Origin of the sequence: Flavobacterium sp. CECT 9288 (assembly GCF_918731615.1) — a bacterium.
Classification (GTDB): Bacteria; Bacteroidota; Bacteroidia; order Flavobacteriales; family Flavobacteriaceae; genus Flavobacterium.
This window is the reverse complement of the sequence record NZ_OU957226.1, coordinates 15,092-33,310: the sequence shown is the minus strand read 5'-3', so window position 1 is coordinate 33,310 and position 18,219 is coordinate 15,092. Positions and strand designations below refer to the sequence as shown.

The 18,219-nt window shown below is 34.9% G+C and carries 13 protein-coding genes; 8 read left to right on the top strand and 5 right to left on the bottom strand.

Features of this window, described 5'->3' with window-relative positions; translation table 11 throughout:
* Positions 1-2: 2 nt before the first annotated feature.
* Both LQ189_RS00100 and LQ189_RS00095 read left to right on the top strand, forming a co-directional pair.
* Positions 3-443, top strand: coding sequence for a retropepsin-like aspartic protease (locus tag LQ189_RS00100; protein WP_086454080.1), 441 nt, complete (start codon positions 3-5; stop codon positions 441-443).
* A gap of 55 nt (positions 444-498) precedes the next feature.
* Positions 499-2,007: a T9SS type A sorting domain-containing protein gene (locus LQ189_RS00095; RefSeq protein ID WP_230153781.1), complete on the top strand. Its 1,509-nt coding sequence runs from the start codon at positions 499-501 to the stop codon at positions 2,005-2,007.
* A 79-nt stretch (positions 2,008-2,086) separates the two neighbouring features.
* On the opposite strand, the gene odhB is transcribed toward LQ189_RS00095, so the two are convergent.
* On the bottom strand, positions 2,087-3,322 hold the full coding sequence (gene odhB / locus LQ189_RS00090) for a 2-oxoglutarate dehydrogenase complex dihydrolipoyllysine-residue succinyltransferase (protein ID WP_230153780.1): 1,236 nt from the start codon (positions 3,320-3,322) through the stop codon (positions 2,087-2,089).
* An 83-nt stretch (positions 3,323-3,405) separates the two neighbouring features.
* Entirely contained in the window at positions 3,406-6,177 is a 2,772-nt protein-coding gene (locus LQ189_RS00085; protein ID WP_230153779.1) for a 2-oxoglutarate dehydrogenase E1 component, read from the bottom strand.
* 125 nt (positions 6,178-6,302) lie between these two features.
* On the opposite strand from LQ189_RS00085, the gene LQ189_RS00080 reads away from it, so the two are divergent.
* The gene (locus LQ189_RS00080) at positions 6,303-6,839 is read left to right on the top strand and encodes a hypothetical protein (protein WP_230153778.1); all 537 of its coding nucleotides are present in this window, start codon (positions 6,303-6,305) and stop codon (positions 6,837-6,839) included.
* A 33-nt stretch (positions 6,840-6,872) separates the two neighbouring features.
* On the opposite strand, the gene LQ189_RS00075 is transcribed toward LQ189_RS00080, so the two are convergent.
* Positions 6,873-7,226, bottom strand: a complete 354-nt coding sequence (locus LQ189_RS00075; protein ID WP_230153777.1) for a hypothetical protein — start codon at positions 7,224-7,226, stop codon at positions 6,873-6,875.
* A 137-nt stretch (positions 7,227-7,363) separates the two neighbouring features.
* The gene (locus LQ189_RS00070) at positions 7,364-8,338 is read right to left on the bottom strand and encodes a polyprenyl synthetase family protein (protein WP_230153776.1); all 975 of its coding nucleotides are present in this window, start codon (positions 8,336-8,338) and stop codon (positions 7,364-7,366) included.
* A 271-nt stretch (positions 8,339-8,609) separates the two neighbouring features.
* On the opposite strand from LQ189_RS00070, the gene LQ189_RS00065 reads away from it, so the two are divergent.
* The 5 genes from LQ189_RS00065 to LQ189_RS00045 all read left to right on the top strand — a co-directional run bounded on the left by LQ189_RS00065 (position 8,610) and on the right by LQ189_RS00045 (position 15,490).
* Positions 8,610-9,131, top strand: a complete 522-nt coding sequence (locus LQ189_RS00065; RefSeq protein ID WP_230153775.1) for a YceI family protein — start codon at positions 8,610-8,612, stop codon at positions 9,129-9,131.
* Between the two features lie 152 nt (positions 9,132-9,283).
* A complete protein-coding gene (locus LQ189_RS00060; RefSeq protein WP_230153774.1) occupies positions 9,284-9,880 on the top strand; it encodes a TetR/AcrR family transcriptional regulator in 597 nt (198 codons plus the stop codon).
* A gap of 1 nt (position 9,881) precedes the next feature.
* Positions 9,882-11,222, top strand: coding sequence for a TolC family protein (locus LQ189_RS00055; protein WP_230153773.1), 1,341 nt, complete (start codon positions 9,882-9,884; stop codon positions 11,220-11,222).
* 5 nt (positions 11,223-11,227) lie between these two features.
* Complete coding sequence (locus LQ189_RS00050; protein WP_230153772.1) at positions 11,228-12,295, top strand: efflux RND transporter periplasmic adaptor subunit; 1,068 nt, start codon at positions 11,228-11,230, stop codon at positions 12,293-12,295.
* A gap of 42 nt (positions 12,296-12,337) precedes the next feature.
* The gene (locus tag LQ189_RS00045) at positions 12,338-15,490 is read left to right on the top strand and encodes an efflux RND transporter permease subunit (RefSeq protein ID WP_210790368.1); all 3,153 of its coding nucleotides are present in this window, start codon (positions 12,338-12,340) and stop codon (positions 15,488-15,490) included.
* 122 nt (positions 15,491-15,612) lie between these two features.
* On the opposite strand, the gene LQ189_RS00040 is transcribed toward LQ189_RS00045, so the two are convergent.
* Entirely contained in the window at positions 15,613-18,201 is a 2,589-nt protein-coding gene (locus LQ189_RS00040) for a carboxypeptidase-like regulatory domain-containing protein (RefSeq protein WP_230153771.1), read from the bottom strand.
* Between the last annotated feature and the right edge of the window lie 18 nt (positions 18,202-18,219).

Genomic DNA, 18,219 nt, shown 5'->3' with positions numbered 1-18,219 from the left:
CTATGAAAAATTTAGATAAAATTCTCAAGAAAGTAAGCTACAAAAAAATCCCATTCAAGATTATGAAAACACAGCACTTGTTGATAAAAGCCAAAATCAACGGGATAAAAGGGAATTTTATTTTAGATACTGGCGCCTCAAACAGCTGCATAGGTTTTGAAAGTATAGAAGTATTTCAATTACAACCAAAAAACTCAGAGACTAAAGCCTCTGGTGCTGGTGCCACAGGCATGGAAACCCAACTGGCATTAAAAAACAAACTTCAATTAGGCACTTGGAAAGACAACCATTTCAATCTCGTAATTTTTGATTTATCACACGTAAACACGGCTTTATTGGCCCACAAAGCTAAACCCGTTCACGGAATAATAGGTGCTGATATCTTGATGAAAGGAAAAGGAATCATTGACTACTTTAACAATTGCTTATATTTGTTAAAGTAACGTACCTAAAAAATTCGATAACTGTTTTTTTTATACGCCTAATACCTAATCAACTATGAAGAAAATTTTACTTTCCTTTTTTTTATTCACGTCATTGAGTTTTTACGCTCAAGTTGCTAATTTGACCAATTGCGCAGGCACTAAAATTTTTAATTTAACACAAAACTACTCTTTACTGGTTGGGAATTTAAACCCTACTCAAACTACAGTAACGTATCATCTTACAGCCGCAGATGCCTTAAGTGGTGCCAATACAATCTCTAACCCTACTAATTTTACCATTACTGCTACTCCAGCTAATGGCGTGACATCGCAAACTATTTATGCAAGAATTAATAACCTTGGAAACATTACTACAAATTATTTTAATTTGATAGTAAACTCCACTATTATTCCTACTGCGATCATTAAACAAATAGATTGCATAAACAATGGCTCTGTAACCGTTACTGCGATAGGAGGCACTGCTCCATACACCTATTCTAAAAACGGAAGTTCATTTACACCAAATAATGTTTTTGATAACTTACTTCCTGGTAGCTACTCTTTCGACGTAAAAGATGCCCTTGGCTGCTTGAATGTTTTTAATATGGTTATAACTATTAATCAACTACCACCTCTTGTAATTACCGCTGCTAGTACATCCGTAAATTGTAGTGGTAATGCGGATGGCTCTATTACCGTCATTACAGCAGGAGGTACTTTACCTTACAAGTATTCATTAAATAACGGACCTAGCCAAGCCAGTACTGTATTTACAGGCTTACCAGCTGGAACACATATTATCACCGTAACAGATTCTAGCAATTGCCTGGCTACTGCAACAGCAACCATAACCGAACCTCTTGATTTAACAGCCACAACTGTTAGCAGCAATCAATCTGTAATAGTAACTGCATCAGGCGGGGTATCTCCTTATTCATATTCAGTAGATAATGGACAGGTTTTCCAAGTTAATAACACCTTTAATAATCTAATTCCAGGAAATTACGTAGTTACTATAAGAGATAATAATGGATGTACAACCCAAAATCCAATTGTTGTAAATACGCCATCTCCGCTGATAAATGGACAACCCAAATTAACCATAGAATTCAAGGCCGGTCAAACATTGGCCGATCTTGTCGTTGAAGGTCAAAATATTAAATGGTATTTGAATCAGAATCCATTGGCTGGAAAAACAAATAAAACAAGCCAAGTTCCTTTGCCATTAACCACTGTTATTGTGGATGGAACCACTTATTATGCATCACAAACGATAAACGGAATTGAAAGTGTGCAAAGACTAGCGGTAACTGTAAAATCTAGCACGTTGGGCATAGATGAATTGGCATTAAAAAACTTTTCTTATTATCCAAATCCAGTGAAAAACGTTATTTCAATTTCAAATGATTCCATTATTGACGAGCTAATATTTATCTCTGTAAAAGGAAAAACTATTTTAACCCAGAAACCTAATAGTCTGAGTGCTGAAATTGATTTATCTAATTTCTCTGCAGGTATTTATTTTTTAAAAGTAACATCAGATGGAGTTAAAAAAACAGTAAAAATTATAAAAAACTAAGTAAATATAAACCATCAAAAAACCCGACTTGTTGAGTACAGTCGGGTTTTTTTATTTTGAAAAATTATATTCTTTCTGATTACAATTCTAATGCTTTTTTAGGATTGTTGTCCATCAATAATTCCATTGGGTTTTCTAAAGCTTCTTTTACTGCTACTAAGAAACCAACAGACTCACGACCATCAATAATTCTGTGGTCATAAGAAAGTGCCACATACATCATTGGGTGAATTTCCACTTTACCATTTACAGCAATAGGACGTTCAATTATGTTGTGCATTCCTAAAATTCCTGACTGTGGAGGATTGATGATTGGAGTTGACAACATAGAACCAAACACACCACCGTTAGTAATTGTGAACGTTCCACCAGTCATATCATCTACTGTAATTTGACCGTCACGTGCTCTTAAAGCCAAACGTTTAATCTCAGCCTCAACACCACGGAAAGTTAAGTTTTCAGCATTACGAACCACAGGAACCATAAGACCTTTTGGTCCAGATACAGCAATAGAAATATCACAGAAATCGTAAGCTACTTTGTAATCCCCATCCATCATAGAGTTTACATCTGGATACAATTGTAAAGCTCTAGTTACTGCTTTTGTAAAAAATGACATGTAACCTAATCCTACTCCACCATGTTTTGCTTTGAAAGCATCCTTATATTCATTACGGATCAAGTTGATAGGTGTCATGTTTACTTCATTAAAAGTAGTCAACATGGCTGTTTCGTTTTTAGCAGCAACTAATCTTTCTGCTACCTTACGACGCAACATTGATAACTTCGTACGCTCTGTACCACGAGATCCTCCAGTAGGAGTTCCCATTGATGGCACTGCATTTACAGCATCTTCTTTTGTAATTCTTCCGCCTTTACCCGTACCTGAAATAGTGGTTGGCGCTATGTTTTTTTCGTCTAATATTTTTCTTGCTGCTGGAGATGCATGTCCTTCAGCTGCTGATGGTGGTGTTTGTGCCACTGGTGCCGCTTTTGGAGCTACAGTTTCTACAACTGCTTTTGCTCCCGAAGTCTCGGGATCAACTGCTGCCGCTGGTGCATCACCTGATGGTTTAGCTGCACTAGTGTCAATCAAGCAAACTACTGCTCCTACTGCTACAGCATCACCTTCTTCAGCTTTTAATGTAATGATTCCGCTAGCTTCAGCTGGCAATTCAAGTGTTGCTTTGTCTGAATCAACCTCTGCAATTGCTTGATCTTTTTCTACATAATCTCCATCTTTTACTAACCAAGTTGCAATTTCAACTTCTTTTATAGATTCCCCTGGCGAAGGGACTTTCATTTCTAAAATCATCTTTGTTATTGTTTAAGGTGTGAATTGTTTAAAGTTCAAAGTCACCCAAAAGTAGCTTTAAACCTTAAACTTTAAACTATTTTTTATCTAAATAAATTTTTGTCAAATACCATTCTAATTGCATCAGCGTGACGTCTTTTTGCTCTGGTGTAACTTCCTGCTGCTGGTGCCGCATAAGCTTTTAGAGATGCTAATCTCCATTTTACCAAATCAAAGTTCATCAACATATAACTGTAAGCTCCCATGTTCTTAGGTTCTTCTTGTGCCCAAACATAATCATCTGCATTAGGATACTGCGCAATTATTGCTTTAAGTTGGTCAACCGGCAGTGGAAACAATTGCTCCACACGAACTACTGCAACATCATTACGACCGTTGTTGGTTCTTTCGGCTACAATATCATAGTAAAATTTACCTGTACAGAATACTAGGGTCTTAACTTCTGCTTTGTTTACTGTAGCGTCATCAATAGTTTCTTGAAATTCTCCATTGGCTAATTCCTCAACTGTAGAAACACATCTTGGATCACGCAATAAACTTTTTGGTGAAAACACAACTAGCGGCTTACGGAAATTGGTTTTCATTTGTCTTCTCAACAAGTGAAAAAAGTTGGCTGGCGTTGTACAATCGGCAACGTACATGTTGTGACGTGCGCAAAGTTGTAAATAACGTTCCATTCTTGCTGATGAGTGCTCTGCTCCTTGCCCTTCATACCCATGAGGCAACAATAAAACAATCCCGTTCTGGTTGTTCCATTTGTCTTCGCCACAAGAAATGTACTGGTCAATCATGATTTGAGCTCCATTAGAGAAATCCCCAAATTGTGCTTCCCAAATGGTAAGTGCATTAGGATTTGCTAGTGCATACCCGTAATCAAAACCAAGAACACCATATTCTGAAAGGAAGGAATTGAAAATACGGAAGTTTCCTTTTTTGTTTTGGATGTGATCCAATAATACTACTTCTTCCTCAGAATCCTCAACTTTAACAACAGCATGACGGTGCGAAAAAGTACCACGTTCAACGTCTTGCCCTGAAATTCGAATATCATAACCTTCTGTCAACAAAGATCCATAAGCAAGAGTCTCTGCAGTTCCCCAGTCAATGGTATTGTTATCATAAACTGTTTTTCTATCAGTAACAATTTTTGTGATTTTGTTGATGAATTTTTTATCTGTTGGTAAGCTAGAAACCGTATTTATTATAGAATCTAAAGTGGCTTTGTCAACTTTAGTGTTCACTTTTTCTAGCATCACATCATTAGAAACTTGCTCGTATCCATCCCATTCGTTTTGCATGAAAGGGGTAATGATTGTTAAATCTTTTTTACGGGAAGCTTCTAGGTTGTGATCTAGATCGTCTTTATATTCTTTTTCTAATGTTTTTACTAAATCAGCAGTAATAACTCCTTCTGAAAGTAATTTTTCAGCATATAAATCTCTAGGATTTTTGTGCTTTGCAATAATTTTATATAAAACGGGCTGTGTAAAACGAGGTTCGTCACCTTCATTATGTCCGTATTTTCTATATCCTAATAAATCAATGAATACATCACACCCAAACTGCATACGGAAATCTAATGCAAACTGCATAGCATGCACAACAGACTCTGCATCATCAGCATTTACATGCAATACCGGCGAGAGCGTAACCTTTGCAACATCGGTACAATACGTAGATGAACGGGCATCAAGATAATTTGTGGTAAAACCTACTTGGTTATTGATCACAATATGAATGGTTCCGCCTGTTTTGTATCCGTCCAGTTGTGCCATTTGAACAATTTCATACAAAATTCCTTGGCCTGCAATGGCCGCATCACCGTGAACAGCAATAGGCAATACTTTAGAGAAATCTTCTGGGAAATATTTATCTTGTTTGGCACGCGTAATTCCTTCAATAACTGCTCCTACAGTCTCTAAGTGAGAAGGGTTAGGAGCTAAATTGATATTTATTTTTTTTCCTGATCTGGTAACTTTATCAGCGGTTAAACCTAAATGGTATTTAACATCTCCATCAAAATACTCTTGGTCGTAATCTTTACCATCAAATTCACTAAAGATATCTTGAGTAGATTTTCCAAAAATATTGGCCAAAACATTCAATCTACCTCGGTGAGCCATTCCCATTACAAACTGCTCAACACCTTTCTCTGCTGCTCTCTCGATAAGTGCATCAAGTGCAGGTATAACTGATTCCCCACCCTCAAGTGAAAAACGTTTTTGCCCCACATATTTTGTGTGTAAAAAGTTTTCAAAAGAAACAGCTTGATTTAATTTATTTAAAATAACTTTTTTCTCCTCTGCAGAAAACTTAGGTTGATTATCATTAACCCCTAGTTTTTTCTGAATCCACTCTACCACCTCAGGTTTACGAATGTACATATACTCAATACCTATGTGCTGGCAGTATATTTTATCTAAGTGTGTTACAATTTCTTGAAGCGTACATGGCTGGATATTGATTGCTTTTGCAGCATCAAAAACAGTATTTAAATCTGCAGCTGATAAGCCAAAATTAGTAATATCAAGTGTAGGAGATGCAGTACGTCTTTCTCTTACTGGGTTTGTTTTTGTAAACAAATGACCTCTGGTGCGGTATCCATCTATCAGTTTAAGAACATTAAATTCTTTTTGTAGTTTATCCGAAACTAAACTTACATCAGTATTTGTCGAGGCAAAATTTGCCAACTGTGCTACTGGATTTTCTTCATTGTAAGTTGTCATTCCAAAGTCAAAACCTTGAAAAAAACTTCTCCAACTTGGCTCCACGCTATCTGGATTCTCTAAATATTGATCGTATAACTGGGCAAAAAATTCGGTATGTGCTGCGTTTAAAAATGAAAACCTATCCATAATATGTAGTGAATATACTTTTTTGTTAAAATAGTTTGGCAAAAGTACGATAATACAATAAATTTATAATTTATTTTAAGATACTTTTACATTGAATATTGTTAAAAAACTAAAAACTTATAGCTATGAAATGTTTTTTCAATCGTTTTAGAAACCTTTTTGTATTATTTGCCTTGTTTTTTTTAAATGAGATGAAGGCACAGCAAGACAATACATCTACTCCAAAAGAGCAACAATTTTGGGATAAAGTACAATTTGGCGGCGGAATAGGTCTTGGTTTCGGATCGGGATTTACAGATATTTCTTTGGCACCCAGCGCCATTTATAATGTAAATGAATATGGATCCATAGGACTTGGTTTGCAATATAAATACCTAAAACAACAAAACAGTTTTGCCTCACACCTATACGGAGGAAGCGTTATCGGGTTATTAAATCCGTTACCAGAAATCCAGCTTTCTGCAGAATTAGAACAACTTAGAGTAAACGTAAACTTAGACGGATCTAATAGCAATTCTCAAAGTTTCTGGAGCACTGGTCTATTCTTGGGAGCAGGTTATCGCTCTGGATTTGCAACTATGGGTGTGCGCTACAATGTTCTTCAAGATGAAAACAATATTTACGGAAGCCGTTTTATGCCTTTTGTGAGGTTTTATTTTTAGTTTGAATTTACTTAAACAGTTGCTTTGAAAGCTTTATTTGTATTTGTTTTTAAACCATACTTTTTGCCATTCTCTTTTTAGAATTAAGAAAGCAACTTGTTCCGCTAGAATTACCAAATCAGATCCATCGAGTTTTTTGATTTCTTCTTCGGAGACATCAATGATGTAAAGTAAATTAAGGTATTCAGCAAACTTGTATTGAATGAGTCGGTAGATTTTTTCATGTAATTGCAACTTCAATTCAGTTGGAGAGGTGCTCAACGGAAAATCTATAGCTTCATTAGCTAAATTAAAATCCTTGTTCAATTGTTCTACTAATTTTAAATACAAGTTGTGGCCTTCTGCTTCAGAAAGTAGTAAATCGGTGTTTTTAGGGGCTACAAACATATGTTTAAAATTTCAATGGCAATGTTAAGATCAATTTTCAATTGTTATTAGGTATAATTTACTTCTTTTTAAACACTAAGTATCAATTTTCAATATCAACAATGTTATTGAAATTTAAAATTGTTTTTGAATTTGAATTATACTTTCCTTCCCATTAGGTTTTCACCAAAAGCTCTCAACATTTCCTTTTTCTCGATACTGATGTTCATTTTGTCCAGCGTTTGGAACGCCTTAAACGTAAAATCTTGAATGGCATCCTGAGTAGCTTTGGACGCACCTGAACTATTAAAAAGTGCCTTTACACGTTCTATCTTATCTGTGCTGTCTTCTGGCTGAATTGAAAAAAGACTTTTCAGTTCCTCCGCTTCTTTTTCATTTGAAAAAGCAACTGCTTTAAGGTATAAATAGGTTTTTTTGTTTTCAATGATATCTCCGCCTACTTGTTTTCCAAAAGTTTCTGGGTTTCCAAAAGCGTCTAAAAAGTCATCTTGCAATTGGAAAGCCAATCCTAAGTTAAGTCCAAAATCATAAATTAAATTTGCATTCTCTACTGAAGTTTCGGCAATAATTGCTCCCATTTTCATGGCTGCTGCCACTAAAACAGCTGTTTTATACTGAATCATTTTTAAATATTCAGGAATAGTAACATCTGTACGATCTTCAAAATCAACATCCCACTGTTGCCCTTCACAAACTTCAAGAGCTGTTTTGCTAAATAACTTGGCTAAATCTCTAAAAATCAACGGCTCGTATTGCTCAAAATACTGATAAGCCAAGATCAACATCGCATCCCCAGATAAAATTCCAGTATTGATATTCCATTTTTCATGAACCGTTTCATGTCCTCTTCTCAAAGGAGCATCGTCCATAATATCATCATGTACCAATGAAAAATTATGAAAAACCTCCACCGCTAAAGCTGCTGGAAGTGCTTTTTTATAATCGGCATCAAAAACTTCAGCACTCATTAAAGTAAGTACAGGACGCATTCTTTTACCACCTAAATCTAAAATATAATGAATAGGCTCATATAAATTCCTTGGTTCTTTGGTTTCATATTGAGATTGCAAATAAGCAGAAAGGAACTCTTGATATTGAACGATATTGTGCATTGTTGTTTTGTTTAGCGTTTAAAATTAAAAAAGGAATACAAAATATCCCAACTTTTGAACTTTATATCCGCAAAGAAACTCAAAAAACTTCAAACTAGCTAAAATGTTAAAGTTACTCAAACGTTAAATAAATCTAAATACTCAGGAAACTTATTTGGTATTTAAAGTTTCCGTCTTACATTTGCACTCGAAATTGATGGTAACTGTTTTCTACTTTCCCAAATGAAAACATTGTTGCTTTCTTTTCTAATTTTAACCTATTCAAATCCTTATGAAAACCACTTGGACCATTGACTCGAATCAATCTGATGTTCTTATTAAAATGAGACACTCTATCATTGCGTATTTAGCGGGCAGCATCAATGAATTTGACGGTCATATTGACATAGATAATAATGAAATAGCCGATGCATCAATCGCTTTTTCACTAGATGTAAATAACAGAGACGCTACATTAGAACAAATAGACAATCACTTAAAGATGAATGATTTCTTTAATGTGAAGGAATATCCATTGATTAGCTTTAAATCTACTTCATTTGAAAAAGTCACTCCCAATATCAATTTCTTAAAAGGAAATCTTACCATTAAAAATATCACCAAATCGGTAGAACTTGATGCAGAGTTTATTGGAATTAACGCGTACAATGGCAACAAAAAAGCTGCTTTTGAAATCACGGCCAATATCAATCGCAAAGACTTTGGGTTAACACCAAATACTTTCCAACAAGCAGGTGGACTATCTCTAGGTCAAGACATTAAGTTAATTGCCAATCTAGAATTTACAGTTTAACAAATTATAAAAAGCTAACGTTAAATAATTACTAATAAAAAGGAAACTTATTTAGTATCTAAAGTTTCCGTATTATCTTTGCATAGATTTTAAACAGCTGTAGAACAGCTATAAACTCCAAAAAGAAAACCAATTATAATTGCACAATTACAATGAAAGAGAAAATTATATCTAAAGCTAAGGAAATGTTTTTGAAACTCGGTTTCAAGAGTATCACTATGGACGATATTGCTGGCGAAATGTGTATTTCAAAAAAAACAATTTACAAGTATTTTGCTAACAAAGAGTTACTTATCGAAGAGAGTGTTCAAGTAATTCATACCGAAGTAAACACGATCATAAACACGATAACCTCTCAAGATTTTAATGCCATTGAAGAGAATTTTGAAATCAGACGTATGTTTGAAAACATGTTTAAGTCTACTGATACTTCGCCGGTGTACCAATTAAAAAAACATTACCCCGAAGTGTACCAAAAAGTATTATCTGATCAAGTGGAAATGTGCGAGTCCTGTTTTAGGAAAAACATAGAGAAAGGAATTGTACAAGGTTTATATAGAAAAGACTTAAACATAGACGCTTACATCAAGTTTTACTATACTTTAATTTTTTCGATTAACGAAAACATTAGATCAGAACGAGAAGCATTTGCACTTGAAATGGAAGCATTACAATACCATACCAGAGCTATGGCAACAGAAAATGGCATACTGGAACTAGAAAGAAATTTAATTAAATCAAGTTTATAAAATGAGAAAAATAATCATACTAATGACCGTGCTGCTGTCCATAAGCATTCATGCACAAGAACTAAAAAGCCTAACTTTAAAAGATGCTATTACGTACGCACTTGAAAACAAAGCCGATGCGAAAAAGGCAAGATTACAAGTAGAAAGAGGGGAATACGAAATTCAAGAAGTTCGTTCAAGGGCTTTGCCTCAAATTTCAGCAAATGGTAGCTTAAACTACAACCCTATCTTGCAAACTACTGTAATTGACGGCGCTGGATTTGGCGCACCAGGAACCACAATTCAAGCTGCGTTTGGTCAAAAATGGAACTCAACAGCGGGAGTTTCCCTTAATCAAGCCTTATACGACCAAGCTGTTTTTATAGGTTTGAAAGCGGCAAAATCAACTCGTGAGTTTTACCAAATAAACGCACAATTAACTGAAGAGCAAGTTATAGAGCGCGTAGCTAATGCATACTACCAAGTTTATGTAACGCGTCAAAACTTAACTGTACTTGATAACAACCTTAAAAATACCACAAAAGTTAAGGACATCATTCAAGGACAATATGATAACGGACTGGCTAAAAAAATTGATTTAGATAGAACGCTAGTTCGTATCTCAAACATTAATACTCTGCGACAACAAACTCTGAACGCTGTCACTTTACAAGAAAACGCTTTAAAATTTTTTATGGGTTTACCTGTAAATACGGCCATTTCTATTCCAGAAACAGAATTTGAGATTACTCCAAGTGCACTTTCACTAGCTCCAGATACAACAACTAGAACTGAATATTTGCTACTTAAAAAGAACGAACAATTACTGGAGTACCAAAAAAAATCTATTGAAGCAGCTTATTACCCAAGTTTATCGCTTACAGGCGGATATAACTTCATCGGTCAAGGTCCAGAAATGCCTTGGTTCAAGAAACCATCAGATGGCGTTTATTGGTCAGACTTTGCTTCTGTAGGACTGAATTTACGTATTCCAATCTTTTCAGGATTTGGAACAAAAGCAAGAGTAAGCCAAGCTAGTAACAAACTTGCTTCTATAAAAGTAGATTTAGAAGAAACAAAATTGGCATTGGATTTAGAATACAGCAATGCAAAAACGCAAATCGAGAATAGTATTGTATCGATCAACAATCAAAAAGAGAACGCAAAACTTGCTCAAGAAGTTTTAACAAATACGAACAACAACTACATTCAAGGCTTAGCATCACTTACTGATTTACTTGAAGCAGAAAGTGAACTTGTTGTAGCTCAAAACAATTACACATCGGCCTTATTAGATTACAAATTAGCTGAAATACAATTAATAAAAGCAAAAGGAGAACTAAAAACATTAACCAATAAATAATCAAAATGAAAAAAATTATAATAACCGCTGTAATCATCATAGGTAGTTTAGGTGTAATTGGATATATTTTAACCAATAACAAAAAAGAAAACGAGGCTAAAACTGCAGTAGTTGCTGAAAAAAATGCAACAGTATCGGTACGAACTGATGTGGTAAAAACAGAAGTAGTATCTCTTGACTTTACCTCAAATGGAAATTTTGAACCGGTGCAAGAACTAAAATTTTCAGCGGAGAAATCAGGAAAAATAACTAAAGTTTTAGCCAAAGAAGGTGATTACGTGAGCGTAGGACAAACTCTTGCTATTGTGCGTAGTGATGTGGTGAATGTAAATGCGCAAAATGCAAATGCTATTTATCAAAACGCAGTGGCTGATTACAACCGATTTGAAAACGCATTTAAAACCGGTGGTGTGACCAAGCAACAACTAGACCAAGCCAAACTACAAATGGTAAATGCTAAGTCACAATTGACACAAGCCAACATTAACGTAGGTGATACTAGAATCAAAGCACCAATAAGCGGATTCATCAATAAAAAACACATTGAGGTAGGATCTATAATTACCGGAATGCCTGCAACACAATTATTTGATATTGTAAACGTATCAAAACTAAAATTAAAAGTTAACGTAAACGAAAGTCAAGTAGCTGGATTAAAAGTAGGAAACGCTACAACAGTTGTTGCCAGTGTGTATCCAGACAAAACTTTCTCAGGAAAAATTACATTTATTGCTGCAAAAGCGGATGAAACTTTGAACTTCCCAGTAGAAATAGAAATCACAAACAATGCCAATAAAGACCTAAAAGCAGGAATGTATGGTACGGCAGAATTTGCATCAAACCAACAAAAACAAGCTTTAAAAATTGTTCCTAGAAATGCCTTTGTAGGTAGTGTAAGCAGCAATCAAGTATTTGTAATTGAAAACGGAACTGCTAAATTAAAAACAGTAACTGCTGGTAGAATTCTAGGTGATAAAGTAGAAATCTTAAACGGTCTTGAAGAAGGAGAGCAAATAATTGTAACGGGACAAATCAATTTGCAAGACGGTAGCAAAGTGGAGGTTATTAAATAAGACTAGAGACCGAAAGTCTTAAAGTCATAAAGAAAAAAAAGTATGAAATTAGCAGAAATATCCATAAAACGTCCGTCGTTAGTGATTGTATTGTTTACAATCCTAACACTTGGTGGACTGTTCAGTTACAGCAATTTGGGGTACGAATTGATCCCGAAATTTGAAACGAACGTAATTACTATTGCTACCATTTACCCGGGAGCATCGCCTAGTGAGGTAGAAAATACCGTTACTAAAAAAATTGAGGACGCGATTGCCTCTCTTGAAAACATAAAAAAAATAGACTCTAAGTCGTACGAAAGTTTATCTACTGTATCGATCACATTGACTTCAACAGCCGATGTTAATATTTCAATGAACGATGCGCAACGTAAAATTAATGCCGTTTTAGGAGAACTTCCTGACGATGTAGAAACTCCCTCTTTAACTAAATTCTCCTTGAGTGATTTACCAATTATGACTCTTGGTGCCAATGGAAATTTAGACGAGGTAGCTTTTTACGATCTTGTTGACAAAAAATTAGCTCCCGTTATTTCACGTGTTGAAGGTGTGGCACAAGTAAATATTATTGGTGGACAAGAACGTGAAATCCAAGTGAATCTAGATGCTGTAAAAATGCAAGCCTACGGACTTTCTATTCCACAGGTTCAACAAAATATTCTGGCTTCTAACTTAGATTTCCCTACCGGAAACATTCAAACTCGTGAGCAAAAAATATTAATTCGATTAGCTGGAAAGTACAAAAACGTTGACGAATTAAGAAACCTAATTGTTTCCTCTAGAAATGGTATCCAAGTACGTCTTAGCGATATTGCTGATGTACAAGATGGTCAAAAAATTACTGAAAAAGTAGCACGTGTAAACCGAAAAAGCGCTATCATTTTACAGATTATCAAACAATCTGATGCGAATGCGGTTGCGGTAAGTGAAGAGTTGGTGAAAACCATTGCTAAACTTGAATCGGATTACAAACCAGTAGGTCTAAAACTTGCAGTAGCTAAGGACAGTACTGTTTTTACACTTGAAGCGGCTGATGCAGTAGTTCATGATTTACTTATTGCGGTGCTTCTTGTAGCGCTAGTAATGTTATTCTTCTTACACAGTATCAGAAACTCATTGATCGTAATGGTATCTATTCCGGCTTCGTTAATTGCAACGTTTATCGGAATTTATTTGATGGGCTATACCTTAAACTTAATGAGTTTATTAGGATTGTCTCTTGTAGTAGGTATCTTGGTGGATGATGCCATTGTGGTACTCGAGAATATTTATAGGCACATGGAAATGGGCAAGAACAAAGTGCGAGCTGCTTATGATGGTACTGCCGAAATTGGTGGGACCGTAGTATCGATCACTTTAGTAATTGTGGTGGTATTTTTACCTATCGCTATGAGTACAGGTTTAGTATCAAACATTATCACGCAATTTTGTGTAACAGTAATTATCTCAACCTTATTGTCATTAGTAGCATCGTTTACTATTATTCCTTGGTTGTCTTCAAGATATGGTAGATTAGAACACATTACTGGTAAAAACCTTTTTGGAAGAATAATTCTTGGGTTTGAAAGTTACTTGACTCGTTTTACAAACTGGATCTCTAGATTATTAGAGTGGTGTTTGGATCATTATGTAAAAACCTTAGTGATTATAGTTGTGATCTTCTTTGGATCGATGATTAGTTTATTAGGTGGTGGATTCATTGGTGGAGAATTCTTTGCAGCTTCTGATAGTGGTGAGTTCTTGGTTCAAATAGAAATGCCAAAAGATGCGTCATTGGAACAAACCAATTTCATGACTCAAAAAGCAGAAGATTTCTTGTCGAAAGAAGAATATGTTTTTAGTCAAATTACAACTGTAGGACAAAACAGTACTGGATTAGGTGCTTCACAAGCTACGGCTTACAAAGCAGAAATCAACGTGAAAATGGTAGGCTTAGACAAGCGTGATGAACCTGCAAATGTATATGCAGCTAAGACCAAACGTAAACTAGAAAAAATTTTAGTGGGTGCAAAGGTAAAAACAGTTCCTGTTGGTATTTTAGGTACTGCTGAAGATGCTACTTTGAATTTAATTGTAACAGGTCCTGATGTAGCTAGCGCTATGCTTTTTGCAAAAGCGGCCGAAAAAGAATTACGTACAATTCCTGGAGCTACCGAAATTGAATTATCTGTTGAAGACGGTAATCCAGAAGTGAACGTAAAAGTAGATCGTGATAAAATGGCTGCTCTTGGGTTGAACCTGCAAACAGTAGGTATTACAATGCAAACGGCCTTTAGCGGAAACACTGACGGACGTTTTAGAGCGGGTGAATACGAGTACGACATCAACATTAAATACAACGCTTTTGATAGAAAAAGTATTGCCGATGTAAGCAACTTGATCTTCATAAACGATATGGGTCAGCAAATTAAATTGAATCAATTTGCAACCGTAACCGAAGGTTCTGGACCAAGTCAACTAGAACGTAGAGACAAATCAGCATCGGTAACGGTAAAAGGTCAAAACGTAGGAGTTGCTTCTGGTACCATTGTAGGAATGTGGCAAGAAAAAATTGATAAGCTTAAAAAACCTGTTGGGGTAAATTACATTTGGGGTGGTGATCAAGAAAACCAAGCTGAAGGTTTTGGAACGTTAGGAATTGCATTATTAGCGGCTATTATTTTGGTTTATCTGGTAATGGTTTCGTTATATGACAGTTTTGTGCATCCATTTGTAGTATTGTTTGCCATTCCGCTTTCGTTTATTGGAGCAATGTTGGCTTTGGCTTTGACCAATAATACATTGAACATATTTACCATTTTGGGTATCATAATGCTTATTGGTCTGGTTTGTAAAAATGCGATCATGTTGGTAGATTACACCAATCAAAGACGTAAAGCTGGTGAAACAGTAAGAACGGCTTTAATTCAAGCCAATCATGCTAGACTACGTCCTATTTTGATGACTACAATTGCCATGGTTTTTGGTATGTTCCCTATTGCATTAGCATCAGGAGCTGGAGCCGAATGGAAAAACGGTCTGGCTTGGGTAATTATTGGTGGATTAATATCTTCATTATTCTTAACGCTTGTTGTGGTTCCTGTAATTTACCAAATTATGGAGAAAATCATAAACAGAGTTTCTAAAGGTGAAAAAGTAGACTATGAAGCTGAAATGATCGCTGATTACGAGCACCGAGAAGTGAGTGAACACTAAACACTAGATCATTCTTATTTTATACAAAACCGACCTGCTATAGATAGATGCAGGTCGGTTTTTTTTTTGAATGTCATGCATTCAAATATCAAATTTAGATGTTCAAAATTCAGATTCAGGAGTTATAAAGAAAATCTAACTTTGAATAACAGTTGTCGTGGTCTTAATAGAAAATTAGTTGTCACATAACTATAATCATTGACATTGATAGTTTTGAAATTATTGGTACCAAAAATATTGTTCATTTGCATCTCAAAATCAATTTTTTTCTTCTGACTCGTGTATCTATAAATAAAATCTGCAAACAAATTTTCGTTTCTTTTATTGAACAAGGTCGTACTTACATACTCTGACTTTAGACCTAAATATTGTTTGTTTTTCAAATTAAAATTCAGATTCAAAACATGATTTTGTTGTTTTACTTGCGGTTGTTTTAGTTCCTCTAATTTGTTATTCGAGAACGTCCAACTTCCTGCGTATTCCAAGTTAAGCCAATCCGTTAAATCGGTATCTATTTTACTTCCAAAAATTAAATTTTGATTTGCTATATCTACTAAATTACCATTAATGCTTTGCTGAAATTCCTGCAAAGCAAAACTGCTATTAAGCGTTAGATTTGATTTAATAGCTGAAACATATTTCCCAATTCGGGTTGAAAAATTATGACTGTATCTTGTATTTAATTGTTCAATCGCCTCAATTGAAACTGCTCCATTTGCTAAAACTTCACTTTGGTACAGTAAATTATTCTCACTTTGCACATTGCTGTAGCTGGAATTAAAAAAAAGTGATTTCACAGGATTCCTAAATGAGACTCCCACATTAAAATTTTGAATTGTGGATTGTGGCAAGGAAGAATCAATTCTCTTAATGCTTCGGTAATTTTGTAAAATATAACCGTAATGCAACTGGTTTATAGTACCAAATTGATTCGAAATTCCTGCTGAAGAATTAATTTTCCAATATGAATTTATGTCATAGTTCACTGTCAATCTCGGTTCAAAAGTAGTTTGATTTACGTTTTCCGATTGTTGAAGTGGAGCGTCTTTTATTGTGTACGAATACAAATTAATTGGGGTTGACAATTCAATTCGCCAATTCGCTTTTTTAAATTGAGTTTGCAAATCAACATACACTTTAGAACGAAACCAATCTAAAGTATTCGAAAAATCAGAACTTAAAACGCTATTAGTTGATGTAGCTATATCACTATTGAGTTTTTGATTTTCTAATTGTAAACCTACTTTTGACTCCAATGTAAAATACTTTACCGCTTTGATCATCGATAACGTATTGTTTGTGTAATAGGTGAGTAAATCTGTTTGTTGTGTAACGGAGTCGTAAGGTTTGCTTTCGTTAAGTAAACCTTCAAACTGTCCGGGATTTACGCGAAGTTCTTGTGGTGTTTTGTTTAAACCTAGGTATGAAAAAAGTACAAGCTTTTGTTTTCCTAATGAAAAAATTGATTTCAAATTATTTGAAAACCTAAAATATTCATTTCCTAACTCCTGCTTTAAACCCTCGTTATTCAAAACGATATTACCGCGCTGACTATCCCAAAAGCCTTGAAACTCCAGACTGTTTTTAAAATAATTTTTGGTTGTGTTTTTTTGAAGCGTAAAATTTGTTTGCAAGGAATTGTAATAAAATTGATTGTATTTTTCTTCTAACAAATCAATTGTACCCGAAGGTGTAAAAAACTGCGTATTGGTAAAACCCTTTTGCTGTTGATAATCGTTTAAATACGAAACATTCACACGCAATTCATAGTCTTTCTGTAGCTTTTGCAAATAATTGCTTGACAATAAGTGAATGGAATTATCAAGCCATCTCTTTTCAGAAAATTTCGGATTAGCTAATTGCTGTACTGCAAGCCAATCTATTTTCTCTGAATTGTTTTCAAATTGATTTAGTAAATCTTCAATTGTTAACTTTTTAAGCTGCGAAGCTACATTATCTCCTGTATTATTCGTTTGGTAGGTAGTGAGCATTTGTCTTTTTTTAGAGAAAAGCATCGGAGTAATATTGGCATCCCAAAGTAATGGGCTAAAACCAGTGCCAATTCTAGCTTGACCTGTAAAAGTATAGGAGTTTTTAAGTTTGATATTGAGTGCCGTTCGATCAGAAAACTGTAAACTATCCAGCGTTTTTATAGGCTGATGGTTCTCCAGAATTTGTACTTGAGAAACCTCTTGATACGGCAAGTTGTCATTGGCTAAATTGTATTTTCCTTCTAACAAATCTAGACCTTCAATATAATATTTATTAATTGCTTTACCTTGATATAAAATTTTACCATCAGGTAGCACTTCAATTCCTGGCATTCTCTTTAACACATCACCAATGCTTCGATCTTGCTCTTTTGAAAATGAATTTACCAAATAGCGCAGAGTATCGCCCTTTTGTAAAATAGGTGCTGCTTTTACAGAAACCTCCTTTAAGACAAATGACTTTTCAGAAAGAATGAAATTTTTAGTTTGCGGAGTATTATTAATTGCACTTAATACTGTTTCATATCCGATACAGCGTACCTCCAAATCTACTACAGGATCAGGACTGACAAAGGTAATTGCAAACAGACCTTTACTATCTGTAATGGCATAAGCAATGATAGCAGAAGATGATTTTTTATAAATGGATACACTAGCACTAACAATTACCTTGCCTCGTGTATCCGAAATTTGCCCTTTAATTACGGTTTGAGAATACAAGCAATTACATAAAAATAA